The 24,418-nt window shown below is 62.4% G+C and carries 16 protein-coding genes; 5 read left to right on the top strand and 11 right to left on the bottom strand.

The window, feature by feature from the left end; genetic code table 11:
* The first annotated feature begins 56 nt into the window (after nucleotides 1-56).
* From KBB96_RS16745 to epsC, 4 genes are all read left to right on the top strand, one after another.
* Nucleotides 57-713, top strand: a complete 657-nt coding sequence (locus KBB96_RS16745; RefSeq protein WP_211630639.1) for a hypothetical protein — start codon at nucleotides 57-59, stop codon at nucleotides 711-713.
* Nucleotides 714-778: 65 nt separating this feature from the next.
* Nucleotides 779-2,935, top strand: coding sequence for an alpha-galactosidase (locus KBB96_RS16740; RefSeq protein ID WP_211630638.1), 2,157 nt, complete (start codon nucleotides 779-781; stop codon nucleotides 2,933-2,935).
* A 7-nt stretch (nucleotides 2,936-2,942) separates the two neighbouring features.
* Nucleotides 2,943-3,548 (top strand): alpha-ketoglutarate-dependent dioxygenase AlkB family protein, encoded by a 606-nt coding sequence (locus tag KBB96_RS16735; protein ID WP_211630637.1) that lies wholly within the window; start codon nucleotides 2,943-2,945, stop codon nucleotides 3,546-3,548.
* Nucleotides 3,549-3,622: 74 nt separating this feature from the next.
* Nucleotides 3,623-4,609 carry a serine O-acetyltransferase EpsC gene (gene epsC / locus KBB96_RS16730; RefSeq protein ID WP_211630636.1) on the top strand — a complete coding sequence of 329 codons (987 nt, stop codon included), beginning with the start codon at nucleotides 3,623-3,625 and terminating at the stop codon, nucleotides 4,607-4,609.
* 108 nt (nucleotides 4,610-4,717) lie between these two features.
* Here the strand turns inward: epsC and KBB96_RS16725 are convergent, their stop codons facing one another.
* The 7 genes from KBB96_RS16725 to KBB96_RS16695 all read right to left on the bottom strand — a co-directional run bounded on the left by KBB96_RS16725 (nucleotide 4,718) and on the right by KBB96_RS16695 (nucleotide 13,843).
* Nucleotides 4,718-5,740 carry an OmpA family protein gene (locus tag KBB96_RS16725; RefSeq protein ID WP_211630635.1) on the bottom strand — a complete coding sequence of 341 codons (1,023 nt, stop codon included), beginning with the start codon at nucleotides 5,738-5,740 and terminating at the stop codon, nucleotides 4,718-4,720.
* Nucleotides 5,741-5,799: 59 nt separating this feature from the next.
* A complete protein-coding gene (locus KBB96_RS16720) occupies nucleotides 5,800-6,546 on the bottom strand; it encodes a helix-turn-helix domain-containing protein (RefSeq protein WP_211630634.1) in 747 nt (248 codons plus the stop codon).
* Between the two features lie 719 nt (nucleotides 6,547-7,265).
* Nucleotides 7,266-8,927: an FAD-binding oxidoreductase gene (locus KBB96_RS16715; protein ID WP_211630633.1), complete on the bottom strand. Its 1,662-nt coding sequence runs from the start codon at nucleotides 8,925-8,927 to the stop codon at nucleotides 7,266-7,268.
* A gap of 3 nt (nucleotides 8,928-8,930) precedes the next feature.
* Nucleotides 8,931-10,637 (bottom strand): alpha-glucan family phosphorylase, encoded by a 1,707-nt coding sequence (gene glgP, locus KBB96_RS16710; protein ID WP_211630632.1) that lies wholly within the window; start codon nucleotides 10,635-10,637, stop codon nucleotides 8,931-8,933.
* Between the two features lie 48 nt (nucleotides 10,638-10,685).
* Nucleotides 10,686-11,711 (bottom strand): L-threonine 3-dehydrogenase, encoded by a 1,026-nt coding sequence (gene tdh / locus KBB96_RS16705; protein WP_211630631.1) that lies wholly within the window; start codon nucleotides 11,709-11,711, stop codon nucleotides 10,686-10,688.
* 68 nt (nucleotides 11,712-11,779) lie between these two features.
* Complete coding sequence (locus tag KBB96_RS16700; RefSeq protein ID WP_211630630.1) at nucleotides 11,780-12,847, bottom strand: acyltransferase family protein; 1,068 nt, start codon at nucleotides 12,845-12,847, stop codon at nucleotides 11,780-11,782.
* A 312-nt stretch (nucleotides 12,848-13,159) separates the two neighbouring features.
* Nucleotides 13,160-13,843 carry a hypothetical protein gene (locus KBB96_RS16695; protein ID WP_211630629.1) on the bottom strand — a complete coding sequence of 228 codons (684 nt, stop codon included), beginning with the start codon at nucleotides 13,841-13,843 and terminating at the stop codon, nucleotides 13,160-13,162.
* Between the two features lie 142 nt (nucleotides 13,844-13,985).
* On the opposite strand from KBB96_RS16695, the gene KBB96_RS16690 reads away from it, so the two are divergent.
* Entirely contained in the window at nucleotides 13,986-15,368 is a 1,383-nt protein-coding gene (locus KBB96_RS16690; RefSeq protein WP_211630628.1) for a dihydrolipoyl dehydrogenase family protein, read from the top strand.
* A 249-nt stretch (nucleotides 15,369-15,617) separates the two neighbouring features.
* Here KBB96_RS16690 and KBB96_RS16685 read toward each other — a convergent pair whose 3' ends face one another.
* The 4 genes from KBB96_RS16685 to KBB96_RS16670 form a co-directional block, all read right to left on the bottom strand.
* On the bottom strand, nucleotides 15,618-18,761 hold the full coding sequence (locus tag KBB96_RS16685) for a hypothetical protein (RefSeq protein ID WP_211630627.1): 3,144 nt from the start codon (nucleotides 18,759-18,761) through the stop codon (nucleotides 15,618-15,620).
* An 80-nt stretch (nucleotides 18,762-18,841) separates the two neighbouring features.
* A complete protein-coding gene (locus tag KBB96_RS16680) occupies nucleotides 18,842-19,624 on the bottom strand; it encodes a DUF4339 domain-containing protein (RefSeq protein WP_211630626.1) in 783 nt (260 codons plus the stop codon).
* A gap of 51 nt (nucleotides 19,625-19,675) precedes the next feature.
* On the bottom strand, nucleotides 19,676-20,773 hold the full coding sequence (locus KBB96_RS16675; RefSeq protein WP_211630625.1) for a TlpA family protein disulfide reductase: 1,098 nt from the start codon (nucleotides 20,771-20,773) through the stop codon (nucleotides 19,676-19,678).
* A 70-nt stretch (nucleotides 20,774-20,843) separates the two neighbouring features.
* Nucleotides 20,844-24,305, bottom strand: coding sequence for a beta strand repeat-containing protein (locus KBB96_RS16670; protein ID WP_211630624.1), 3,462 nt, complete (start codon nucleotides 24,303-24,305; stop codon nucleotides 20,844-20,846).
* Between the last annotated feature and the right edge of the window lie 113 nt (nucleotides 24,306-24,418).

Raw genomic sequence — 24,418 nt, 5'->3', positions numbered from 1 at the left:
GATTGGCATGGGGATGGCCGGCGCACGACCGGCCTCCGTCATCGCATTCCCATCCCATGAAATCCCTCCTCCGCTTCCTCCCCCTGTTGCCATTGGCCGGAGCCGCCCACGCTGCCACCGTGTTGATCACCCCTACCGCGGCGACCTTCACCGGCACCGCCGTCGAGTTCTTCCCCACCGAGGCGAACCTCATCAACAGCGCCGGACTCTCCGCCACACCCACCTTCGCCAACTACACCACCATCACCCACGCCGCGGCCGCCACCGGCAATGCCTGGGTGACCAACGATCCCGGTGCCGCGGGTGGCGATTTCTTCGCGGATACCACGGCCTCCGTGGTCTTCACCTTCAGCCTCGACAACACCTACCTCGTCGATTCGCTGGTGAACTGGAGCTACAACAACGGCGGCACCGGCAACAGCATCAAGACCGTGACGCTGGAGTTCTCCACCAACGGCGGTACCAGCTACGACTCCACCATCAGCGACATCAACGTGGCCGCGAATGCCACCAATGCGACGACCACCGCCTTCACCGCCACGCAAGCGAACTTCATCCGCATGACGGTGACGGACAATTATTTCGGTGGCGGTGGCGGGGACCGCGTGGGCCTCTCGGAAGTGCGCTTCCTCGGCGATGCGGTGCCGGAACCTTCCGCCGCCCTGCTTGGCGGCCTCGGCGTAATGCTCCTGCTGCGCCGACGCCGGGCATAAGTCTCTCCCGGGAAACCAGCCTTCCGGCTTGGCAATGGATCGGGGCAAGCGTTGAGTACCCACGCATGCCCCGAGTATCCATTGCTCTTGCCGGCTTCATCGGCCTCTCCCTCACGGCAGCGGCTGATGACCTGATTCCCATCCAGACCGATTCCACCACGCTCCTGTTCCGCGTGGATGGGAAAAAGGAACTCCACCAGCTCTACCTGGGCGAAAAATCGAAGGCACCCACCACGGCGCCGGAGAAGCCCAAGGAAGATCCCGCCTATCCCGGCGGTGGCGGCATCTTCATCGGCGATCCCGCCGTCCGCGCCCGTCACGCCGATGGCGGCACCTCGACGGAGCTACGCTACGTTTCCCATGAGACGAAGGAAACCGCACCCGGCGACACGCTCACGCGCATCCAGCTCAAGGACGGACACTATCCTTTCTTCGTGGACCTGTATTTCCGCGCCCATGCGAAGGAGGAGGTGATCGAACAGTGGACCGAGATCCGCCATGAGGAGGACAAGCCGGTGCTGCTCCAAAACTTCGCCTCCGCCAGCCTGACCTTCCGCCAGAACGAGCTGTGGCTGACCCACTATCACGGTGAATGGGCGAACGAGATGAACCCGGTGGAGGAGAAACTCACACCGGGCTCGAAGCTCATCGACAACAAGTATGGCGTGATGGGCACCCAGTACGTCGGTGCGCACTTCCTGCTGGGGATCGATGGCAAGCCGCGTGAAAATGAAGGCACGGTATTGGCTGCCAGCCTCGCATGGTCCGGCAACTTCGCCTTCAACTTCGAGCGCATGGACGGCGGCGTGACCCGCGTCAACGCCGGGATGAATCCCTACGCGTCCGAGCGTGTACTCGCACCGAAGGAGCCCTTCCAAACGCCGCATCTGATCTACACGCTCAGCACCACCGGCAAGGGCGAGGCCGCGCGCCGCTTCCACCGCTGGGCACGCCAGTTCGGCGTGCGCGATGGTGCGAAGCCACAGCTCGTGATCAACAACAACTGGGAGGCCACCGGCTTCGACTTCGATGAGAAGAAGATCATCGAGATCATGAAGGGTTCGAAGGATCTCGGTGCGGAGATTTTCCTGCTGGATGACGGTTGGTTTGGGAATGGCAAGCACGCGCGCCTCGCGGACAACGCCGGTCTCGGCGATTGGGAGCCGAACAAGGACCGGCTGCCAAACGGCCTGAAACCCTTCACCGATGCGGGCAAGGAGGCCGGTATCCAGTTCGGCATCTGGGTGGAGCCGGAGATGGTGAACGTAAGGTCCGATCTCTACGAGAAGCATCCGGACTGGATCATCACCGCGCCGGGCCGCGATCTTCATTTCCGCCGTAACCAGCTCGTGCTGGATATGACGCGGCCCGAAGTCCAGGAGCACGCCTTCAACTGCATCGACAAGACGCTGCAATCCGCACCGGACACCACCTACGTGAAGTGGGACTGCAACCGCTACATCACCCAGCCCGGATCGAGCTATCTCAATGCCGGTCTTCAATCGCACCTGTGGATCGACTACGTGCGCGGCCTCTACAAGGTGATGGACCAGGTGGCGAAGAAGTATCCCAACGTGACCTTCATGGTCTGCTCCGGTGGTGGCGGCCGCGTGGACTACGGTTCGCTCTCGCGCTTCCAGCAGTTCTGGCCGAGCGACAACACCGATCCGGTGCGCCGCATTTCGATGCAGTGGGACTACGCGCAGTTCTTCCCCGCCACCGCCATCAGCGCCCACGCCACCCACTGGGGCAAGCGTCCGCTCAAGTTCGTCTTCGATGTGGCCATGAGCGCGCGCCTCGGCATGGATCTCGATCCGCGCCACCTGAGCGACGAGGACCGCGCCATCGCAAAGCAGGCGATCGAACTCTACAAGACCCGCCTCCGCCCCATCGTGCAGTTCGGCGAACTCTATCGCCTCGAGAGCCCCTACGAAACCAAGCGTCCATCCACGTCGTACGTCACTGCGGACAAATCGCAGGCGGTCGTGTTCGCGTGGCAGACCGGCGATGATTCCAACAGCCCGGATCATCCGCTGAAGCTCCAGGGTCTCGATCCGGCGAAGACTTATCACCTCGAGGAAGTAAACGTGAAGCCGGGTGCAAGCTCCACCCTCGAAGCCAATGGCAAGGATCTCACCGGCAAACAACTCGCCGAAGAAGGACTCAAGCTTCCACTCGCGAAGAACCTCGAAAGTGTGGTGATTCTTCTCACCGCGAAGTAAACTGCACATGGATCTCTTCGGCCCCGGCTCCGCGTTCAACCTGCTGCCGTGTGATGGCGATGCCCGCTACCACGGCCCGGTGATGACGAAGGCGGAGGCCGATGAATTCCTCGCCCGCCTGCTGGAGACGATTCCATGGCGGCACGATGAACTGGTGATGTTCGGCAGGAAGATCGTCACCACGCGGGAGATCGCGTGGTTCGGCAATCCGGGTCTCTCCTACACCTACTCCGGCACCACCAAACAACCGCTGCCGTGGACGGCGGAGCTGCTGGAATTGAAAGCCCTTGCCGAGCGCCTCAGCGGGAGTGCCTTCAATTCCTGCCTGCTCAATCTCTATCACCACGGCGGCGAAGGCATGGGCTGGCACAGCGATGATGAGGCCTCCATCGTGCGCGACTCGGCCATCGCTTCGCTGAGCTTCGGCGCGGAACGGAAGTTCGCCTTGCGTCACAAACGCACCAGCGCAACCACCTCTCTCACCCTCGCGAATGGCAGCCTTCTCGTCATGGCGGGCATCACCCAAACCCACTGGCTTCACAGCCTGCCGAAGATGAAGAAGGTCACGACCCCGCGGATCAACCTGACGTTCCGCCTGATGCGCGAGGATTGAGGACACCCCCACCTCCGCCTTGCGGAATCCGGCCCATCGTGGGACTTTGAAAGCGGTCACGGCCCCTATTGCCCATGTCTCACGAACCCGCCAACGTCCCGTCACGCCGGATCCAGCCGGACGCGGCGACGCTCCAGATCTTGGACCACACCTTCGACCCGTACGTCGCGGCGCTGCTCGCTTCCTACGAACAAGTCGGCGGTCTGAACCACCGCGAAGCGCTCGACATGCCGTCCACCGGCGCGATCGGCCACATCTGCCGCGATCTGCTCAAGATCCTCTTCCCCGGCTTCCACGATGACGACGCGATCCAGGAGGACACGCTGGAGTGTGTCACCCGCAAGCGCCTCATCCGCGTGGTGGAGCGCCTCACCGACCAGGTGAAGAAGAGCGTGAACATCGGCCGGAAAACGGAGGGCGACGATCCGGTGCCCGGCATCATGCAACGCTTCTGCAAATCGCTGCCGATGGTCCGCGAACTCCTGCGCACCGACATCGAGGCCGCCTATGAGGGCGACCCGGCCGCGACCTGCCATGAGGAGATCATCCTTTCCTATCCCTGCATCGAAGCCATCGCCATCCAGCGCGTGGCGCACCGGCTCTACCGCCTCGGCGCGCCGATCATCCCTCGGATGATGACGGAGTGGGCGCACTCGCGCACCGGCATCGACATCCATCCGGGTGCGCGGATCGGCGCGGGTTTCTTCATCGACCATGGCACGGGCGTGGTCATCGGTGAGACCTGCGTGATCGGCAACCACGTGAAGCTCTATCATGGCGTCACGCTCGGCGCGCGCAGCTTTGAGAAGGACGAACAGGGCCACATCGTGAAAGGCCTCAAGCGCCATCCGAACGTAGAGGACAACGTCACCATCTATCCGAACTCGACCATCCTCGGTGGTGAAACGGTGATCGGCGCGAACTCCACCATCGGCGCGAACGTCTTCCTCATGCACAGCGTCCCGGCGCACTCGCTGGTCGTGTATGAAGAGAAGCAGCTCAGCATCCTCAACAAGAAGTCCCGCCATCCGAAGCCGGATGACCTCGACTTTGTGATCTGAAAATCACGAAACCTCTGAGGGGTTTCCCGAAACCCTCTGAAATAACCAGGGCCCGCGATTGCCCGCGAGCCCTGGTCGTTTTCTTTGGGGTCTTCGTTTGGGGGGAAGTCACATCTTCACGATCTCGACGCGGCGGTTCTTCGCACGGCCCGCTTCATCGGTATTCGGGGCGACCGGTGCGGCCATACCCACGCCCACCGGAATCAGGGTGGAGGAGGGAATGCCATAGCGGCTGGCCAACGCGGAGGTCACGGCGGCGGCGCGGCGGTCGGAGAGGGTCTGGTTGTGGGCGTATTCGCCCTGGTTGTCGGTGTGGCCGACGATCAGATAGCGGCCGCCGCCTTCCTTGATCGCCTTCGCCATTTCCGCCAGCGAGTCCGCGGAGTCCGGCTTGATCTCGGATTTGTCGGTATCGAAGTGGACGCCGTAGATCGCCACGCGGCCGGTGGTACTGATGGACGAAGTGATCTCCGCGGCCTTCACCACTTCCATGCGGGCATCCATCGGCTTGGTTTCGAGAATGTCGACCCGCACCACGGTCTGGTCCTTCTGCAACTTGTGATCTTCCACGAGCTTCTTGAAGCCGGTCGAGACATCCTTGAGGACGAAGGCGTATAGCGAGACAACGACGTCCGCACCTTCCTTCGACTTGCCCTTGAGCACCGAATAGCGCTGCTCCTCGTGGTTGAACTCATGCAAGTACTTCAACCCTTCCGTCTTGAGAGCGGCGGGGAAGATGCGTTCGACAAAGCGGCCATAGCCATCATCCAGCTCGTCGTTCGCGGCGGTGAAGGCCACGGCATATCCGGCGGCCTTCAGGTCCTGCTCGTATTGGCGCACCGCCTCCAGCGTGGAGACGTCTCCGGGCAAGCGGTAGTAAAGCGTGGCGTGCGCGCCCTCGACGGTCTCCTGCTTGGTCGCCTTGAAGCCCTGCGCATTGTAGTCGTACTGGATCTTCTCCAGCGCGATCTTCATCTCATCGAACTTCGCGGTATTGCCCCAGATGATTTCCGAACCCGTGACGCGCTTGAGCATCGGATGGTCCTTGGTCCCGGGAGCATCCGCAGCATGAAGCCGGGCAAGGGATAAGGCGAAAAACGCGAAGGCAGGCAGAAAGGTGCGTGGATTCATGAGCGCGCACACCATGCCGTAAATTCACGTAGCCGGATATGGGCGGTACCGCGTACGTTTCACAGACGCCGGCAGCGGACGGCAGCGGTGCGGGTTTCGGCCCCGGTCTTGAACAAAATGCGCTGCACGTGCTTGTCCACCGTCCGGGGTGAGCAACCCAGCAACAGGGCGATCTCACCGTTGCGCTTGCCCTCCTGCAACCACGCGAAGACCTCACGCTCACGGCGGGTGAAAGCGATCGCAGGTTGCGGGTCCGCCACCACGACCGGCCGCAACTGCTCCATCAGACAGGCGTTGCGATGAGCGAGCTGGATATGACGTGCGGCCAGCTTGAGAGTGAGTGCCGCAGCCTTCGGAATCGGCCGGTCGCGATTGAGAGTCAGGGTCTGGATCCAGCCGGGGCGGTTCATCAGCACCTGCATCTGATACTCCAGCCCTACGGGCCGGAAGATGTCCTGATAGAAATCGGTACGCTGGAACTGGCGGCGCGGCACCAGATCCGCGATGTCCACCACCGGTCCGGTCCCGCCTTCCTGAAGGTAGCGGTAGATCGGATTCTGCTGATAGACGTCCCGCAGGCGGTTGAAGAGCTGGCTTTGCTCCGACTCCGACATCAGAAAATTGTGCTCCAGCGAATAGAAGCCACTCGATTCCTCGATCTGGTCGAAGGACACCGTGAGGCCCGGCAGCAGCTCGGAGGTCAAACGGATGAGGTGCTTGCCAAATCCAGCCAGCGGCACCGCTTCATGGATTCCAGCGATGAAATCCAACAGCCGGACATGATCCACGTGACCGAGCCTCTCCATGAATACCGCATGTTAGGCCGATTCTTCGAAAGGAGGCAATGACAAGGGGCCGTGCATGTTGCCCGGACGGGCTTCTTAGAGGGTGTACCGAAACTTCTTCGTCCCAACGGGACGAAGGGGCTTCAACCAGGATTTCTGGTACGCCTTCTTAGGCGTTGGCACCCGCTGCACCCGCCAATAGCAGCCACACGCACTGAATGAAGGTGTATCTCAGCGCGGCTTTTAAAGGAGAAGGTCTCCCGCTCAAACGGGCATCCCAGGAGCCGATGGCCACCATCACGGCGAGTATGAAGAGCAACACTGTCGGGCCCAACCATTCAGGTGGGTGATGACCCCCCGGAAATCTCCGCATCGGAAAAGCCCGATCCCAGCCTGCGGAAATGGCGAGCACGAGACATGAGGGCATGATCCACAGCACGACCCTGTAGAGCCTGATTCCGCAATGGGATGATGGGTGCCGCTGATCCATATGGAATCCAACTTTGATTCCTATCAGCCCAGCCGCCCGAAAACCAACACCGGAAAAGAAGGAGGCGGCCCGACCGATAAACCTAAGGAAAAACCCAAAAACCTGTAGGCTCGTCGGCCGGACCGCCTGTAGTGTCGCGACGAGGGAACATACGCAGATGGCGGCCCTGTCTATCGAATTTTTTAAAGTGACTCTCGCGTCACGTTTTCAAGGCGCTCCCGATCAGCAGGTTGCGGATCAAAAATTTTGATCAAGGATCCAGGAATTTCCCGGGATTGAGAATACCGTGGGGATCGAGGGTGCGCTTGAGCGAGCGGTGAATGGCGAACGATGCGTCCCCGAGCGCCTCCTTGATCCATGGCTTCTTGGCGAGGCCCACGCCATGCTCGCCGGTGATCGCGCCCCCATTGGCGAGAATCCAATGGAAAAGCACGTCCAGAGCGGCATCCGCCTTCTCCCGGACGAGCGGATCGTTGTAATCCTTCACCATCAGGTTGGTGTGGATGTTGCCATCTCCGGCATGGCCGAAGCAGGCGACCGGAATACCGGTTTCGTCCTGCAGGCGGCGGGCGAAATTCACGAGTTCCACCAGCTTCGAACGCGGCACGACGATGTCCTCGTTGAGCTTGGTCAGGCCGGTATCCCGCAGCGAGTAGGAGAACTCGCGGCGGAGCTGCCAGATCCGCTCGCAGTCCTCCTCATCCGGCGCGATCTCCAGATGGGTCGCGCCGTTTTTCATGAGCAGGGTGTGAAGCTCCGCCAGTTCGGAAGCCACGGCGGTGTGGCGGCCGTCGATTTCCACGATCAAATAGGCATCGCCCGGTGGGAAGACATCGGCTCCGAGGCGCTTGCGCGCGGCGGCGAGGGTGAAGGCATCCGTGATTTCCAGCGCGGACGGCAGGTGGCCGGAGTTCAGCACCGTTTGCACGGCCGCAGCGGCCATCGCGAAATCCGGGAATACCGCAGCCACCATCGCACGCGCGGGCGGGCGGGGGATCAGGCGCAGCGTGGCCTCCGTGACGATGCCGAGCATGCCTTCCGAACCGGTGAAGAGCCCGCACAGGTCGAAGCCGGTCTTGTTCTTGTGAAGGCGTCCGCCGGTGCGCATCACGCGGCCGTTCACCAGCACCACCTCGAGACCGAGCACGTAATTACGAGTCACGCCGTACTTCAGGCAGCGCGGTCCGCCGGCGTTGGTGGCGATGTTTCCGCCGATCGAGCAATCCTTCAGCGATGCGGGGTCCGGCGGATATTCCCAGCCGATCTCGCGCACGGCACGCTGGAGCTCCGCGGTGATCACACCCGGCTGGACCACGGCCACGCCATCGGCGGGAGCCAGTTCCAGGATGCGGTTCATCCGCATGGTGGAGAGAACAATGCCGCCCTTCACCGGCACGCAGCCGCCCACATAGCCGAAGCCCGCGCCGCGGGTGGTCACCGGGATGCGGTGCTTGTGGGCATAGGCCATCACCGCGGACACATCCGCAGTGGACTCGGCGAAGACAACAACGTCCGGCTGGTGGCGGGCATACCACTTGTCCCCGGCGTGGGTATCCAATACCGGCTGGCTGAGATCCACCTTGCCCGCACCGATCCGGGCCGCCAGATCCGCGGCAATCTGCCGCGCGGAAACCGGCTCGGGCTCCGGAGCGGCTGCAAGCACGCCCTGCGGCGGCGGTGTCACAGGAACCGCGGGAGGCACCGGCCCGGCAGCGGAGGCTTCCGCCAGCGGTGCGGCAATAGGCTCCGGAGCCGGGGACACCTCCACGGGAGCCGCTTCCGCCACCCGTACGCGAACCGGTGGCGGTGCAGCCGAAGGCTCGCCATCCAAGGGCTCCCAGATGGCGGATTCGGCGGGCGATGGCGGACTATTCCGGACGAATCTCCCGTTTCGCTTCGGAGGCAAAGGCATGCTTCAAAGGACGCTGTGGGCCGGTGTCTGGTCAATCACCGGTTGCGCCGCGTGAGCGTAAATTTTCGTATAGTACTCGGCCGCCATGCGGTCGGAGTCGAAGAACGGCACCACATCGTTCATCGAGCGCAGCATCTTCTCCGCCCAACCCTGCGGGTTCTCGTAGTAGAGTGGCAGGACGTTCTTTTCCATCTGCTCATAGAAACCGAGGAGATCGTGACGATCCCGTGACTCCGGCGAGAGCGAGGGATCCGCGGGCGGAATGATGAAGCTGTTCGCACCGGAAAAGTCGGCGAACTCGCAGACCCAGCCATCGTAGGTGGAAAGATTCAGCGCTCCATTCATCGCGGCCGTCATCCCGGAGGTGCCGGAGGCTTCGCGGGTGACCACCGGATTGTTCAGCCAGATGTCCGCGCCGTTCTTGAGGAAGCGGGACAGCTCCAGTTCATAGCCGACGAGCACGGCCGCATTCGGGTGATGGCGGCAGAGGCCGACGAGCTTGTTGAAGGTTTCGATCGCACCGAAGTCGAACGGGAACGGCTTGCCCGCCCAGATCACCTGCACCGGATGCTCGGAGTTGGAAAGCAGCTCACGGAACAGTCGCATGTCGCGGGTGATCAGGTCCGGCCGCTTGTAGCCTGCGAAACGACGCGCCCACACGATGGTGAGCACATCCGGACGGAAGATCTTGCCGGTCTGGTCCGCGACCACGCGGAAGAGACGCTCCTTCAGCTCGCGCTTGCGGTTGCGCAGCAGCTCGGTGTCGCCGTGGACGCGGGCGGCTTCGAGGCCGTGGTCCGCCCAGTACTTCTTGTTCTGGGCATTGGTGACGTGGGTGATCGGGCAGATGCCGGCGTGGCCCTTCCACATCTGGCGGGACACCTCGCCGTGGAGCTTCGAGACGCCATTGGCGATGTGGGCCAGGCGCAGCGCGGCAAGCGAGTGGTTGAACACCTCGCCCTCGATGCCGGTGATCTCCCGGACCTCTTCCTCCGGCACGCTGCCGAAGAACGAGAAATCCTTCAACAACTTGAAGTCGTGCTTCTCATTGCCCGCCTCCTCCGGCGTGTGGGTGGTGAAGACGAGACGTTTCCGCACCTCCTCCACATCACGATGCTTTTCATACAGGCGGAAGGCCGCGGAAAGACCGTGGGCCTCATTGAGGTGCCAGACCTCCGGATCGACACCCAGCTCCTCCATCAGCCGGGCACCGCCCGCACCGAGGATGGTGTACTGGGCGATGCGGCGCAGCGGATCGTTGTCGTAAAGACGGTGGGTGATCGCACGGGACAGTGGATCGTTCTCCTCCAGGTCCGTGCTCAGGAAGAACATCGGCACCGTGGAAAAGGTCTCCGCAGGCAGGTACAGCGCCTTCACCCATACCGGATGGCCGTGGATCGGCACGGTGAAGCGGATGCCGGTATCCCGGAGGAACGCGTATTCGTTCTTCCGGAACTGGACCGCCATCTCACCCTCGTCGCCGCGGGTCTGGTTATAATAGCCGTAAGACCAGTAGATCCCCACCCCGCACAGGTTCTGCCGCTGGGCTGCCGCCGATTTCATGTGCGAGCCCGCCAGGAACCCGAGCCCGCCCGAGTAGATCTTGAAGCTCTGGTCGAGGGCGAATTCGCAGGAGAAATACACCGCGCTCTTCGAAAACTCGGGAGCGATCTCGTACGGATGGGCGAAGGGTTTTGGGAGGAAGGACATGCAGTGAGGGGATGTGGTAGGATGGGCAGGCGGGAATTCCGCCGGAAATCACGTCCAATCCAGCACAACCTTCCCGGATTGGCCGGACATCATGGTCTCGAAGCCTTTCGCGAAGTCGGTGTAGTGGAATCGATGGGTGATCACTGGCGAAATGTCCAAACCGGCACGAATCATACTGCTCATTTTGTACCAAGTTTCGAACATTTCCCGGCCATAGATCCCCTTGAGGATCAGGCCCTTGAAGATGACCTTGTCCCAATCGATGGCGATTTTTTCCGGGAAGATGCCGAGCAGCGAAACTTTCGCGCCGTTGGACGTGTGTTGGAGAATGTCGTTGAGGCCGGACGGGTGGCCGGACATCTCCAGCGCCACGTCGAAGCCCTCCTTCATGCCGAGCTCCTTCTTCACGTCATCCAGGTTTTCCTGGGCGACGTTCACGACGCGGGTGGCGCCGAGTTTCTTGGCCAGCTCAAGGCGGTAGGGGTTCACGTCGGTAACGACCACGTGGCGCGCACCGGCGAACTTCGCCACGGCGGCAGCCATGCAGCCAATCGGACCCGCACCGGTGATCAGCACGTCCTCCGCCACCATGTCCCAGGACAGGGCGGTGTGGACGGCATTGCCCAACGGGTCGAAGGTGGAAATGACCTCCTCCGGGATGGCGGGATCGACCTTGTAAACGTTGGTGTAGGGGATGGAGAGGTATTCGGCGAAGGCACCGGGACGGTTCACGCCCACGCCCAGCGTGTTCGGGCAAAGGTGGCGGCGGCCGGCCAGACAGTTGCGGCAGCGGCCGCAAACGATGTGGCCCTCACCGGAGACGAGTTCGCCAGGGACCACGTCGGTCACGCCGGAGCCGACGGCTTCCACGACGCCGCAGAATTCGTGACCGACATGCATCGGCACGGGGATGGTGCGCTGGGCCCACTTGTCCCACTTCCAGATATGAACGTCCGTGCCGCAGATCGATGTCTTGCGGATCTTGATGAGGACGTCCTTCGGACCCACTTCGGGTTCCGGAACGTCCTGGAGCCACAAGCCCTCTTCCGCCTTTGCCTTGACCAATGCTTTCATAAGTTACGCGACGGATGGTGCACGCGACCGGTCCCGGGGCCACGAAAATTTTTTGCAGCCTGCATGGATCAGGGATTACGCGCCATACGGGCTTTTACCCCCTGCGCCGGGACTTCCAGCAGCCGCCAGCACAGCCACGCCAGCGCCCATGAGATCAGGGCGAACACCCCCAGCCGCGCGGCAAAACCGGCTCCGTGCTCGAAATGCCCGTTCCACAGCCACGGGAATATCCACCCGGCCGCCAGTGGCGCGAGATTGTGGAAAAGATAGAGCCCGTACGAAAGTTTCCCGAGATGCTGGATCGCGGGATGATCGAGCAGAGCCGCCCGCCATCCCCCGAATCCCACCGAGGACGCGGCGATCAATCCGCAGCACGCCACGGCGAGAAAGGTCTGCTGGAACACCCGCAGGACCGGCACCGGATGACCCGCCTGCTGGAACCCATAGAGAACGGCATAGCAAACGAAGGCCGCCATCCCCGCGCGCCGCAGCACCGGAAGGGACAACGGCAGGCCGCGATGAACCGCCAGGCCCAGCAGGCTTCCCAGCCCGAGGTAGTCGCACGCCGCCAGTGGCAGCAGGTCCGGCAGGACGAAGGTCTTCTCCAATGCCGTGTCAAAAAGCCGGTAAGCCGGTGCGATGGCGGAGAACACCACCAGCAGCGGCACCAGCCAGCGCCGGGGCACCCACCAGATCACGAACGGCCATAGCACGTAGAACTGTTGTTGCACCGCCAGCGTCCAGAAGTGCGAGGTGAAGTCCGCCCAGCCGTGCATGGCCATGTGGAGGTTCGACGTATGTGTCAGATACCATCCCCATGCCTCACGGATGTCCCGCGCTCCCAGCACCAGCGCGAACGCCGCCGCCGCGTAATAGGGAGCGAGGATCCGCAGGCCGCGGCGGACTTGGAAATTTTTCAGGCCATACGCTTTCCACGCCACTCCGGAGGCATCGCCACGGTCGCGCTCCCGCAGTAGCACGCCGGTGATGAGATAGCCGGTGAGCACCAGGAAAAAGAACAAGCCCAGCTCGAACGGCACCCAGCCGCGCATCTCCCGCGGCAACCAATGCACGCACGCCACCCCGAGCATCGCGAACGCCCGGAGCCCGTCGATCTGCGTCGCGCGGCCTGCCATGAAGGGAGAGAAAAACCACGCTCACCGGCTGCATGCACGCGTTTTCCATTTGGGTTCGAATTTCGAGGATCTGCTTACGACCTCAAAGAGGCCGCGGAACATAGCCGGAGGTTGAGGAGCCTCGGCGACGGCATCTCCGTATCGAGACCCTCTTTTGGCGCCCACGCCCACGCGTCAGCGGGCGCGTAGTAGCGCGAAGCTCTGCTTCGCGTATGGGAAAGCGCCTTTGCCGGTAAAGGCAGCCGCCAGAAGCACGCCAAGCCAAGCTTGACGCTACTTGGTCGCAACCTCTTCGAGGTCTCGCACTCCACCTCACAGCATGAATCCGCGGTTCAGCTTCCGCTTGATCGCCTTCAGCTTGCTCGTCGCGATCTCGCGCTTGAGCAGATAAGTGGTGTGGGGAACGAGCGACCGCGCGAGATCTTCCGGTGCGGTGTGTTTCACATCCAGATCCGGCGCGAGATCGACTCCGGCCGCGCGGAAGAGATGCCGCACCAGTGCCGAGCAGAACATCGATTTCTCCCGCGAAAGGAGGTTGGTCTTGCCGCGGAGCGTTTCACTCCGGATCGCAACCATCACGCCCAACAACTCGCGCAGCGAATAACGCGTGCGGTCCGCCACCAGGTTGAGCCCTTCGGTGACGATGGCCGCGGTTTGCTCAGGCGTGAGGCCGAAGTCGAGGATTGCCACGGTGGAATATAGCTCCTCGTCATGATACTTCGAAACGCGGTTTTCCTGCACGCCAAGACGGACATGGCGGCGATGGATATCGAGGTCGGATTCGATCACCCAATGGTGACCGTCCGCACGTGCACCTTGGATGAAGAACGCATGCGAGAACCAGCTCCACGCGCCATCCGTGACATGACGCTGGGCACGGCAGATCGCGCGATCGATGAGTGCCGTGCCGCCGACCAGACCCACCCGGCCGGGAGCCGCGTGGGTCGCGAAGAATTCGGCATTGGTCAGTCCGCCCAGTTCGATCGTCTCGTGCACAACGCGGCTTTTAAAGAAACCGGCATGCGAACTCAACAAGGAGCAGGGACATTCCTGTCCCGTTCTTCGTCTTCAGAAACGGGACAGGAATGTCCCTGCTCCTTGCATTCACCCGACCCCGGTGGAAACTGGCAGCCAGGTTATGAAATCCTACGATCTCCTCGTCATCGGCGGTGGTTCCGCCGGATACGCCGCGGCCCGTACGGCATCCGATCTCGGCAAGCGCGTGGCGGTCGCCGATGGCGCGCGCGAACTCGGCGGCCTCTGCATCCTGCGCGGCTGCATGCCTTCCAAGACCCTGCTCCACGCCACCGAGGTCCTGCACCACGCCCGCAAGGGCAAGACCTTCGGCTTGCGCATCCCCACTGCCGAGGTGGACATGAAGGCGCTGCACCGCTGGAAAGTGAAGACCATCCGTGAATTCGCCGACTACCGCGTGCAAGGGCTGGAGAGCGGAAAGTTCGACCTCTACCGCAGCCATGCCCGCTTCACCGGACCGAAGACCGTCGCCCTCTCCGATGGCACGGAGATCGCAGCGGAAAAGATCCTCATCTCCACCGGTTCCAAGGTCAGTTCACCGCCCATTCCTGGGCTCGCGGAAACCCCACACTGGACCAGCGATGACGTGCTCGATCTGGATTTCGTGCCGGAGAGTGTGATCGTGCTCGGCGGCGGCATCGTCGCCTGCGAACTGGCGCAGTTCCTCCGCCGCATCGGCTCCAAGGTGACGCTCATCCAACGCAGCCCGCATTTGCTGAAGGAATTCTCCGAATCCGCCGCTGCGGTGGTCGAACAAGCGTTCCGCGATGAAGGCATCCAGCTCCACACCGGCACCAAGATCGAAAAGATCAGCACCACCACGGATGGCGTGAGCGCGAAGTTCACCAAGGATGGCAAAACCCTCACGCGCCGCGCCGCGTATCTCTTCAACGCACTCGGGCGAGAACCGAACACCGGAGGACTCAACGTGGAGGCTGCGGGTGTGAAACTCACCGACGCAGGCCGGGTCGCCGTGAACCGCTGGCAACAAACCAGCCGTTCCCACATCTATGCCGGTGGCGACGTTTGCGGACCCCACGACATCGTCCACCTCGCCGTTTCCCAAGGTGAACTCGCCGCCCGCCATGCCTTTGGCGTGAAGAGTCTCAAACCCATCGATCCCGATCTGCTCCTCAGCGTCGTCTTCACCGATCCACCACTGGCCACGCTTGGCCTCCAAGAAAAGGAGCTCAAGGAGCGGAACATTCCCTTCCTCTCCGCCAGCTATCCCTTCGACGATCATGGCAAGTCGATCCTCATGGACGCGACCTATGGTTACGTGAAGCTCTTCGCCGATCCCAAACGCGGAGGTCTGCTCGGCGCGGAGATCGTGGGCACCCACGCTGACTCGCTGATCCACTGCCTCACGGGGCCGCTGGCGATGAAGGCCACGGTATACGACCTGCTGCGCGCACCTTGGTATCATCCCACGCTGGCGGAAATCCTTACCTATCCCCTTGAAGAGATTGCGGAAAAGCTTTCATGAGTTCGTATGTCAAACAACCCGGCCTGTCTTCGAGAGCAAATAATGACATCCGTTTCTCTCTGATCTTCAATCATCAGCGGATCTTATCCTATTTTTGGATAAAATAATCGATAGGTTTGCACGCGACCTGCGTATCATCCCCTGTCGCGACACAACAAGGCGGCCCGGCCGAAGGTTCCCTCTGGGTTTATTGGGTTTTTCCCAAGGGAGTATCGGTCGGGCCGCTTCTTTTTTGGCAGCCGGCTCACTTCATTTGAGAGCCGCACGCACGCGGAAAAAAGCCCGATCGGGATTTCCCTCCGCTCTCCACCAGCGCACGCCGGCGGGCTTGTCCAAGGCATCCGCTTGATCGGTCGCAGCGCTCCAATTTGCCAGATCGCTGCTCGTCTCAACCCAGCAACGGGCGGAGTCCGTCGCGGCGACGGAGGGTTCGGGCGTCTCCGCCACCTTGCCCGTGGACGTATCCCGCATATTCAGCGGAGATTGATTGCCGTTCAGCCCAAGCGCATATTCGACACCATTGGTGATCCCGTTGCCATCATCATCCCTCACGAAAACCTCGGCAAGCCGGTCACCGGGACTACTGGAAACGGTGAGTCCCTTCGCCGCCGCCCATTGGCCGAAGCTGGATGGCCCGGCCAGAGCCGCGGACAACGGACCATCCGGAATCGCCGAACCCGCCGGCCAAAGATCGAAGACCAGCACCTCATACGGCTGGAGATCGAAGGTCAGTGAAGCGCCGGAAGCCACGGTCGCACCGCTGATGCCGGTGATCGAGCGTTGGTCGGCATAGCCCGCGCGCACGGCGAAGGAGGCAGGTGCTCCCGCGGGAAGTTCCAGTGCCTGGGCCAGCGTGAGCGTGATTGTTGTCGCCTGCGATCCCGGATTGCGCAGCGCCAGCGTGCCTTTGCGCGGATTCCACGCCGCCCATCCATAGACCGACGCGGTGGAGGATGCGCTGTCGTACGGCTTGCCACCGACCCAATGGACATCCGGCAGCACATCCGCATTCGCCCGCAGCCAGCGCAGGCTCTTCGCCAGCTCATCCCACATCGCTGGCGTCATCAGCCCCGCGCTGACGTACAGCTCCTGCAGGCCGCTGCCGCAAGCAGTGGCGCAGCGGATCTCATGCGCCACGCTGGCGGGATCGAGCGGCATGGAGGCCGGGTCCGTCCCGGGATAATTCCCCACCACCAGCCCGTGGAACATGAGCGAGTTCAGCGGATAGAACGGCGAGGAGGAGGCGAAGCGCTCCCAGGTGATTTCATCGCGATAGGTGATCCAGCGTTCGCGGTTGTTGCCCGGTCCGGTGAAGCCGGTGTCATAGCCCTGCCGCCAGATGCTGTCCGCGGAGAGCAGCCAGAACGGCGAAGCCCAGGTGCCCACGGTGCAGTTGATGAACACATCACTGCGGCGGTCCCGCAATTCGCCGGCGAGCTTCAACAATCCATCGATGTCCTGCGCCGTGCCGCTGCCGGGACCGGTGGCGAAGGTGCCGCCGCCGATGCCGTCGAACTTGAAATAACGCATGTCATAGTCCTGGGCCATCTGCAGGCAGCGGTCGCGGAAGGCTCCATAGTACTCCGCGTTCGACAGATGGAATGAGCCGATGTCCGGATCATGCATCGAGTTCCAATAGGCGATGCGCTGGGTCTGCGCCGATCCATAGCCACCCCACGGTGACAACCATGCGCCGATGCCGCTTTGCTGGTTGGCCACCCGCTGGTTCACGGCGGAAAAACCGTTCGGGAAGCCAACGTGGAAATTCCACAGCGAATTGAAATCATCCCAGCCATCGTCCCACACGAAGCCATCCAGCCGCACGCCCCGCGCGGTGTAGAGCTGCTGGTTCCAAGCATCCACCACCGCCAGCGCCTGGCTCTCGGTCATGCGCTGGAGCGGATTCGAGTTGTCGTTGCGGCCGATGTTCAGGTCGAACCACGAATTGTAGTGGACGAACTGGCGGTAGGGATGGGCGCGCTCGCGTTCGAGATAGTGGAGAAAGGAGCGCCGCGCCTGCCCCGGCTCACTGAGGCCGACAACCGAGGATGTTTTCCAGACATCGCCGGGTGCAAGCGCAAGACCACGCGGCCAGACGGCGCGGACGTTCTTCGGCCCCCCCGCCGGGTTGGCGGTGATGGTGCCGTTGCTGTTCGTATCCGAGTTCGGATAGGTGTTGTCGATCGAAAGCGTGTAGGAACCCGCGGCCGGAACGTTCAGCGTGTAGGTATTCAGAGACGATGGCACCCCGGCGTAACCGGAGTGGACATCGGACGAAACGATCTGATTCGAAGCATCGCGCAAATCCACGCGGGTGACGTCCAGGCGATGATTGCCGGAAGTATAGGTGAACACGACCTGCCACGACCCCGCGGCGGGGAAAGAGACGGGGAAGTTCATGTGCTTCGGCGTCACCAGAGCCGGAGTCCAGTTGCCGATGGAAAGCGCGGGCGCGCCTTCGGTAAGGGTGATTCTGCCGTTGCTGTCGTTGCCGCTGGTCTGCTGGAGCGTGGTACGAAGCTTGTAGTTTTTCCGCTCCGGTGCCTGCAGGACGTATGTGTTGTTGGATGCGGCGTTGCCGGTATAACCGGTGTGGGTGTCCGTGGAGACCACGGTATTCCCGTCGAGCAACTCGGCCTTCACCATGTCGAGCCGGTGGTTGCCGGAGGTGTACTGGTACTTGATCTGGAACGGACCGGGCCCAGTGGTTCCCAGATCGTGGAGCAAGGTGCCGGTGGCCACCGCCGCCGGATTCCAGGTGCCCACATCACGCGCGGCCGCGGGATCGATGTAGAGCTTCGCGACCGGAGTCTCGAGACCCGCGAAGAAGCCGGTTCCGGAGAACACCGCACCATCCGTGTAACCGGAGATCGCACCGGCATCGAGAGTGCCGGTCAGTCCGGTGACATCCGTGATGGTCGGGCTGCCGGAAAGGGAAACGATTTCCACACACTGCCGCAGATAGGCGGAACCATCCCGCAACTCCGCCTGCCAGCGCACTTCCAGTGACTCCGCCGCATCCCGGAAAACGATCCGGAGGGCCTTGCCAGACAGGCGTTCGGCCAGACGCGGACTGTCAGCCACGGCTGTAAGCGGAAGCTGCTGCACCGTACCCACCACATGCATCTGGGAGGAAGAAATCGTCGTCCCTCCATTCAGCCCGATACGGAACAAATCCGTACCTCCGGAGAAACCTCCACCTGCCAGCCGGTCCACCCGCACGAGCTGCCACGATGCGCCCGCGGGGGCGAAATGCGCGGCCAGCGCCGCATTACCGAGCTGCCAACCGGTTCCCTCCACCACCAGCGCCGCGGCTCCGGGGGACGCGCCGGGAAATTCGACGGCATACAGCGGACACAAGCTCGACAGGAGCAGGAACAGCGGGACTTTCATGAACGGAGATCTGGAAAAGGCGGCCTTTCCTGACCGCCTTCCCTGCAAATCTCCCGGACCGGGGAAACCTGACCGCGAAATCAGGCCGGATGATCCGCCGCGTAGTTGACCGCGTTGCAGACCTGCCGCATCGCGATCAGGAAAAGGATGATGGAGGGAAGGGCGGCAAAAGCACCGGCAATGAGCGCCGCCGCTCCGGTGATGGCATAGGCGAGGAATACTCCCTCGGTCATGCGCGGAGCGCCGGGACGGACATTCGCCACCAGACGGTTCCACTCCTCCGACCAGCGCCAGTAGGCGACGAATTTCCAGTAGATGGAGAACAGCGGGATGAACAGGAACCCGACCGCCTTACCGGGCGTGCTGCGGCTGGTATGCGGCTGGAGAACAAGCCACGCACGATAGAGGTAGATCAGAAACTGGATCGCTCCGACCAAGAGCAGGATGCCCCCCACACCCGCGAAGATCCCAAACACGACCTCGTTGCGGGGATTCGCTTCCATACCGATGGCTCCCACAATGATCCCGGCGAAACCGCTCAAAAGCAGCGCCATGGAAAGACCATAGTTGGCCCGCTTCACAAATGGAAACCCTCGCATCTCGGGCACCGGCGCAGGCTGGTAGGCGACTGATGGAGGAGCATAGGGATTGAAACCGCCCGGAGCGACAGGAGCCGGTGCAGGAGTGGGGCTGGAAACCACCGCCAGCGCGGATGTCTGGGAGACGGCCTGCCATCCCGGCATGCCATCGGTCCACACCAGACTCGCCGGGCCCAGTTCGCCACGGCCCACCATGGCCAGAACCACTTCCATGGTCACGGGACCCGCCTGGGTCCCGTTGCTCTCATAATACCAGTTGCTCACAGCGGGTGGCTAACAGCAATCCGACATGCGGGCAAGCACACCTGCGGAAGCCTACTGCTTCGCTGCGGCGGCCTTCCGTTCCTCCGAGACCCAGGAGAGAAACTGTGACAACGAGGGAACCTCGCCCTTGTCCACTTCAGCGGTGTAACGGGTCATCACGGCCGCCGGTGTGTCACCGGGATTCGCAATGAGAACTTTCGCGGTTTTCAATGCGGCTTCCTTGTCACCCGCCTTTGCCTGGAGCGCGGCGAGGGGCACCATTTCATAATAGCGTCCCGGCTTGCCGCCCTGGGCCTTCATGATCTTGGCGGCGACCTCGCGGCGAAGATCATCCGATACGCCCGGCGTGCGGGTTTCGTCGCACAACTCGGCGGCAAACTGGCCCAGCGGCATCAGTGCCGTGGCATCATCCGGGAAACCGGCCACCGCCGTTTTCACCTCGTTCCAGTCACCCTTGGTGCGGGCGAGATCGAAACGGAGGTTCGGAATACCACGCGAATCGTACTTCTCCAATCCCTGGATCGCCTGCGCCATCGCCGCCGTATCCTTCTTCGCCTGGGCCGCGCGGAAATCCTTGTAGAGCTGTGTCTCCGCGGCGCGATCCGCTTTCTGTTGCGCGATGACGCCCAGCGCCTGGGCTTCACCATCACCGCCCGCCAGCAGCTTCCCAATCACCTCATCGGTGAGCTGGCCGGGATGCTGGGTGGCGAGCAACTTGCCATCCCGCACAAGGAAAGTGTGGGGAATGCCGGTCACGCCCGCGGGCTTGAGCCAGGAGGTTTCGAACGCGCCGCCCTTGCCGACGAAAGCCACGGGATAGGACATGCCCTCGCCCTTCGCCTTCACGAACTTCTCCACCTTCTCGTACGGGCCATCATCCCACACGTTCAGGCCGATCACGCGCAGGCCTTTTTCGGAATACTTCTTGTGCAGTTCATTGACGTGCGGGATCGAGGCGATGCATGGACCGCACCAGGTGGCCCAGCATTCGATGAAGTAGAGCTTGCCGGGCTCCCATTCCTTGGGAACCGAACCTTGCACGAACTTCGCCTGACCGAGAGCCTCCGGGGTCACGCGGTCACCTGCCTGAAGAGCGGAGGCGGTGGACACCATCGCGGCGATGGCACCAAAGATGAGGATGGATTTCATGGATGGACTGTATGAAGAAGCGCCGGAGGAGCAATCGTCCCCTCCGGCGCATGTTGCTCAAATCAATTGATCACGGTGCCGTCACGCGCAGACGGCCGAAAAGCTTCTCCAGTGAACCGTATGGAGGGGTGATGGTGAAGGTCCTGTACGATCCGTGATCGACGCTGGAATACGTTTCCGGACCGGCGACGAACCACTCGCCCGGTGCCATGGTTGACGAGTATTCCACCGCAGGCATGTAGCCGGCTTCTTCCGCCTCCTTGCGGAAATCGAAACTGAAGAGGAAGTCCGATCCCGAACGGACACCCACCGGCATGTGGGTTGCCAAGGATGAGGAGGGATTCGATCCCAAGACATATTCCATCAGGTTTGCCACACCGTCCTTGTCCGGGTCGGCAGTGGCACCGAGCACCACTCCGCCGGAGCTTCCTGCGTAGTATCCGAGGATCCAATTGTCGTAGGCGGTCGCCACGGTGAGTGTCAGGTTTTTACCTCCGTCCGCATAGCGGATGACATAATTGGTTCCACCAATCCCAACGACTCCGCCTTCCGGCAATCCGGCAAAGCTGCCGGTGATCGTGCCGGTGTAGGTCATCAGGGTGAATTTCGTCCCGGGAGCTGCGATGGTGGTTCCCAGATTCGCCAGCGAAAGCGTGGTGCCAGCCCCGATGGCGACATTGCCGGCCGCCGTACCCGTTCCCGAAACGGCGATCTTGTCGGCGGTGCCGTTATCGGTGTTGATCTGGGCCTCATAGGTGGCCGTGGCACCGAGATTCAGGTTCATGACCGTAGCCGCACCGGTGCCGACAACATTGAGGGTGGCGATCGGAGCCGATAGAGTTCCCGGCGATAGAATCCCACTGACGCCTGTATTGCCAAAGGTTCCCGCGGCCCCGAACCAAGTGCCTGCGGACGTGGTCAGCGTGCCGCCGCTGTGTGCGGGATTCAGCAGTTGGAGGCTACCAGCGGAAACCGTAGTGCTACCGGCGTACGTACTCGTTGCAGGCAGGCTCACGGCCGCCGGGCCTGTCACCTGGAAGTTGCCCGCGCCATTGATCGCGCTACCGAACGCCACGGTACCGCTACGGAAAAGATTGAGGGTGGCACCGGCGGATAGGGTGACCGGCGCGCTGCCAAAGGAACCGGTGCCACCGCCGGTACCCAACAGAAGAATACCGCCGGTCACACTCACGCCCCCCGAGACCGGCACGTCACTATAGAGCGTCACCGTGCCGCCGCCGCTCTTCGTCAGATTCCCCGGAACGGAGAATCCCTGCACCACGGTGAGAGAGGTGCCCGTGGTATTGTTGCATGAGAGCTCCGCATCCCCCGGAACGGTAAACGCGCCGGTCCACAGGGATTCGGTGCCGATGGCATGCTGAAGAACACCGCCGCTTTCAATCGTCACCTGCGAGGTGTAGGTGCCCGGATTGGCAGCCTGGGCGATGCCGCCCGCCTTGATCCGGAGCGTGGTGCCGAATGGATCGGGGCCGTAGCCGGAGAGAGTGCCACCTTCGACCACCGTGTTCAGGTTTCTCGAAAGGCCGGTGAGATACACCTGACTCGTCCCGGTCTTGGTGAGGGTGAAGCCACCACCGTCCAGGATACCGCTGCTGCCGATATCGAAGTTTCCGGTGCCGCCGATTGTCGCATCCGCCGCAAGGGTGACATTGCGGATACCCGCTGCCGCGGACCCGGTGAAAGCGATGTTCGCACCGTTGTTGGCTAGAGCCGGAAGATTACCGTCTCCCGAACCTGAAATCGTGATGTCCACCATCCGGGAAACCGCCGTCATCCCCTTTCCGTTCAGGTCCAGCGAAGCGCCGGACGCGACCGTCACTCCGGTGGTGAAACCCAGCGCCTGCGCGGTACCGAGGCTGAGACGCCCGGCATTCACCGCCACCGGCCCCACGAAGGTATTGGTGCCGCCCAGCGTGACAATGCCAGCGCCGGACTTCGTGATGCCGCCGCCCGCGCCATCGATCACTCCGCCGGTCAGCACGTAGTCGTTGCCGGTGGTATTCGTGAAAGTGATCGAGTGAGGTACTACAGTTCCAGTAAGAGTCACGGTGCCCGCCGCCACATCACTGAAGACCACGGCATCCGCATGGCAGAACTTGTTGTCACCTCCATCCCAGTTCGCCGAGGCATTGAGATCCCACATTCCATTGGCGAGCGCGTTGACCCAGGTCCGCGTCTGGCCATCAAGACCAGTGATCGCGGCCGACGTCGCGCCCACGGAAATCGCAGGGGTGCCGCGGTAGCCGGTGGCATTGAAGGCCAGCGTGCCCGCACCGGTCTTCGAGGCATAGGTCATCAGCGTGAGGGTGCCGGTTCCGGGAGCCGGGAAACTGGAGGGCGACACCGTCGTGCTGCCTCCGAGGTTCAATGCGCCGCCAATGGCGAGCGTGCCGTGGTTGTTCCGGTAGGTGATTACGGCATTGGTGGAGTCCAGCGTGAGACCGCCGGCCACCGAAGTGCCCCCACCAAGGGTAGTGGTGGCTCCGGTCGCGGTCACCACCGACATCGAACCGCCGAAAGCACCGGCGAAATTGAAATTGCCCCGCGCCATGCTGAGCGTACCGGAGTAACCGGAAGCGCTTCCCAGCAATGAAACAGTGCCGGTGGTGGTCACCGGCGAGTGGATCTCCAGATTGCCCGTACCGAGAAGATTCCCGCCGATGAAACCCGCTGCACTCGTATTCACACCGAGACGCGCACCGGCTGCCGTGATGGTGACATTCCCCATCACTCCCCGATTGTTCTCAAGCCGGATGGCACCCGCCTGCGCGGCGGTGTCCGCACTGTTGGCGTAGCCGGTGCCGGCGATGGTGAAGTTGTTATACGTGCCGCTGGTGTTGAGGTAGGCCTGACCCCCGCTCGCAACCGTCACCGGACCGGCACCGAAGGCCGTTACCGAACTCTGTGCATTGAGACGCCCGGCATTGATGAGCGTTCCACCTTTATAATTGTTCGGTGCCTGGAGGACCACGATGCCCGGGCCCTCCTTGGTCAGGCTGCAGCTGCCACTGCCATCGGTGATGATGCCGTTGATGCTGAGCTGCGTGGTGCCGCTGTTCGGGAACGCGGTCGTCACCACCAGGTTGTCCTTCAGGAGGACTGAGAAGGGGGTGATCGTGTTCGTCGCCACGCCACCGGTATTCGGCACCGTGATCGTCGCGTTCGCCGTGCCCGTTTGATCGAAGACGAGCTGCGAAGTACCGGGCGTGCCCGCATTGATGGTGAATCCGAAGTAGCTCGTGCCGGAGTCGCCGATATTCAACGCGCCCACCGTGCGGTTGCCCGCGAGGCTGATGGTGCGGGCTGCGGTGATGTTATTCGTGAAGTTGGCCCCATCACCAATGCCATTGGGAACGCCACCGGTCCAACTGGAAGCCGTGCTCCAGGTTCCGGCCGCATCGGTATTCCATGAGCCGGTGACGGCCACGGCGAAGGATGAGGCGGCAAGACAAAGAACCAGTGGGAGGGCGGCGCGCGCCGCAACCGGAAGAACGAGGAATCGGGGTTTCATGATGCTTGTGAAGTTTTCAGAACGCACCCGAACCGGCGGCGCCACCATGCCCCGAAGAGCACGTGCAACCGGATCGGCCTGTTATTTCAACTTCACGGCGTAGAGCACACGCC

It is taken from the genome of Luteolibacter ambystomatis, assembly GCF_018137965.1.
GTDB lineage: Bacteria > Verrucomicrobiota > Verrucomicrobiia > Verrucomicrobiales > Akkermansiaceae > Luteolibacter > Luteolibacter ambystomatis.
This window is presented reverse-complemented; position numbering and strand designations above follow the sequence as displayed.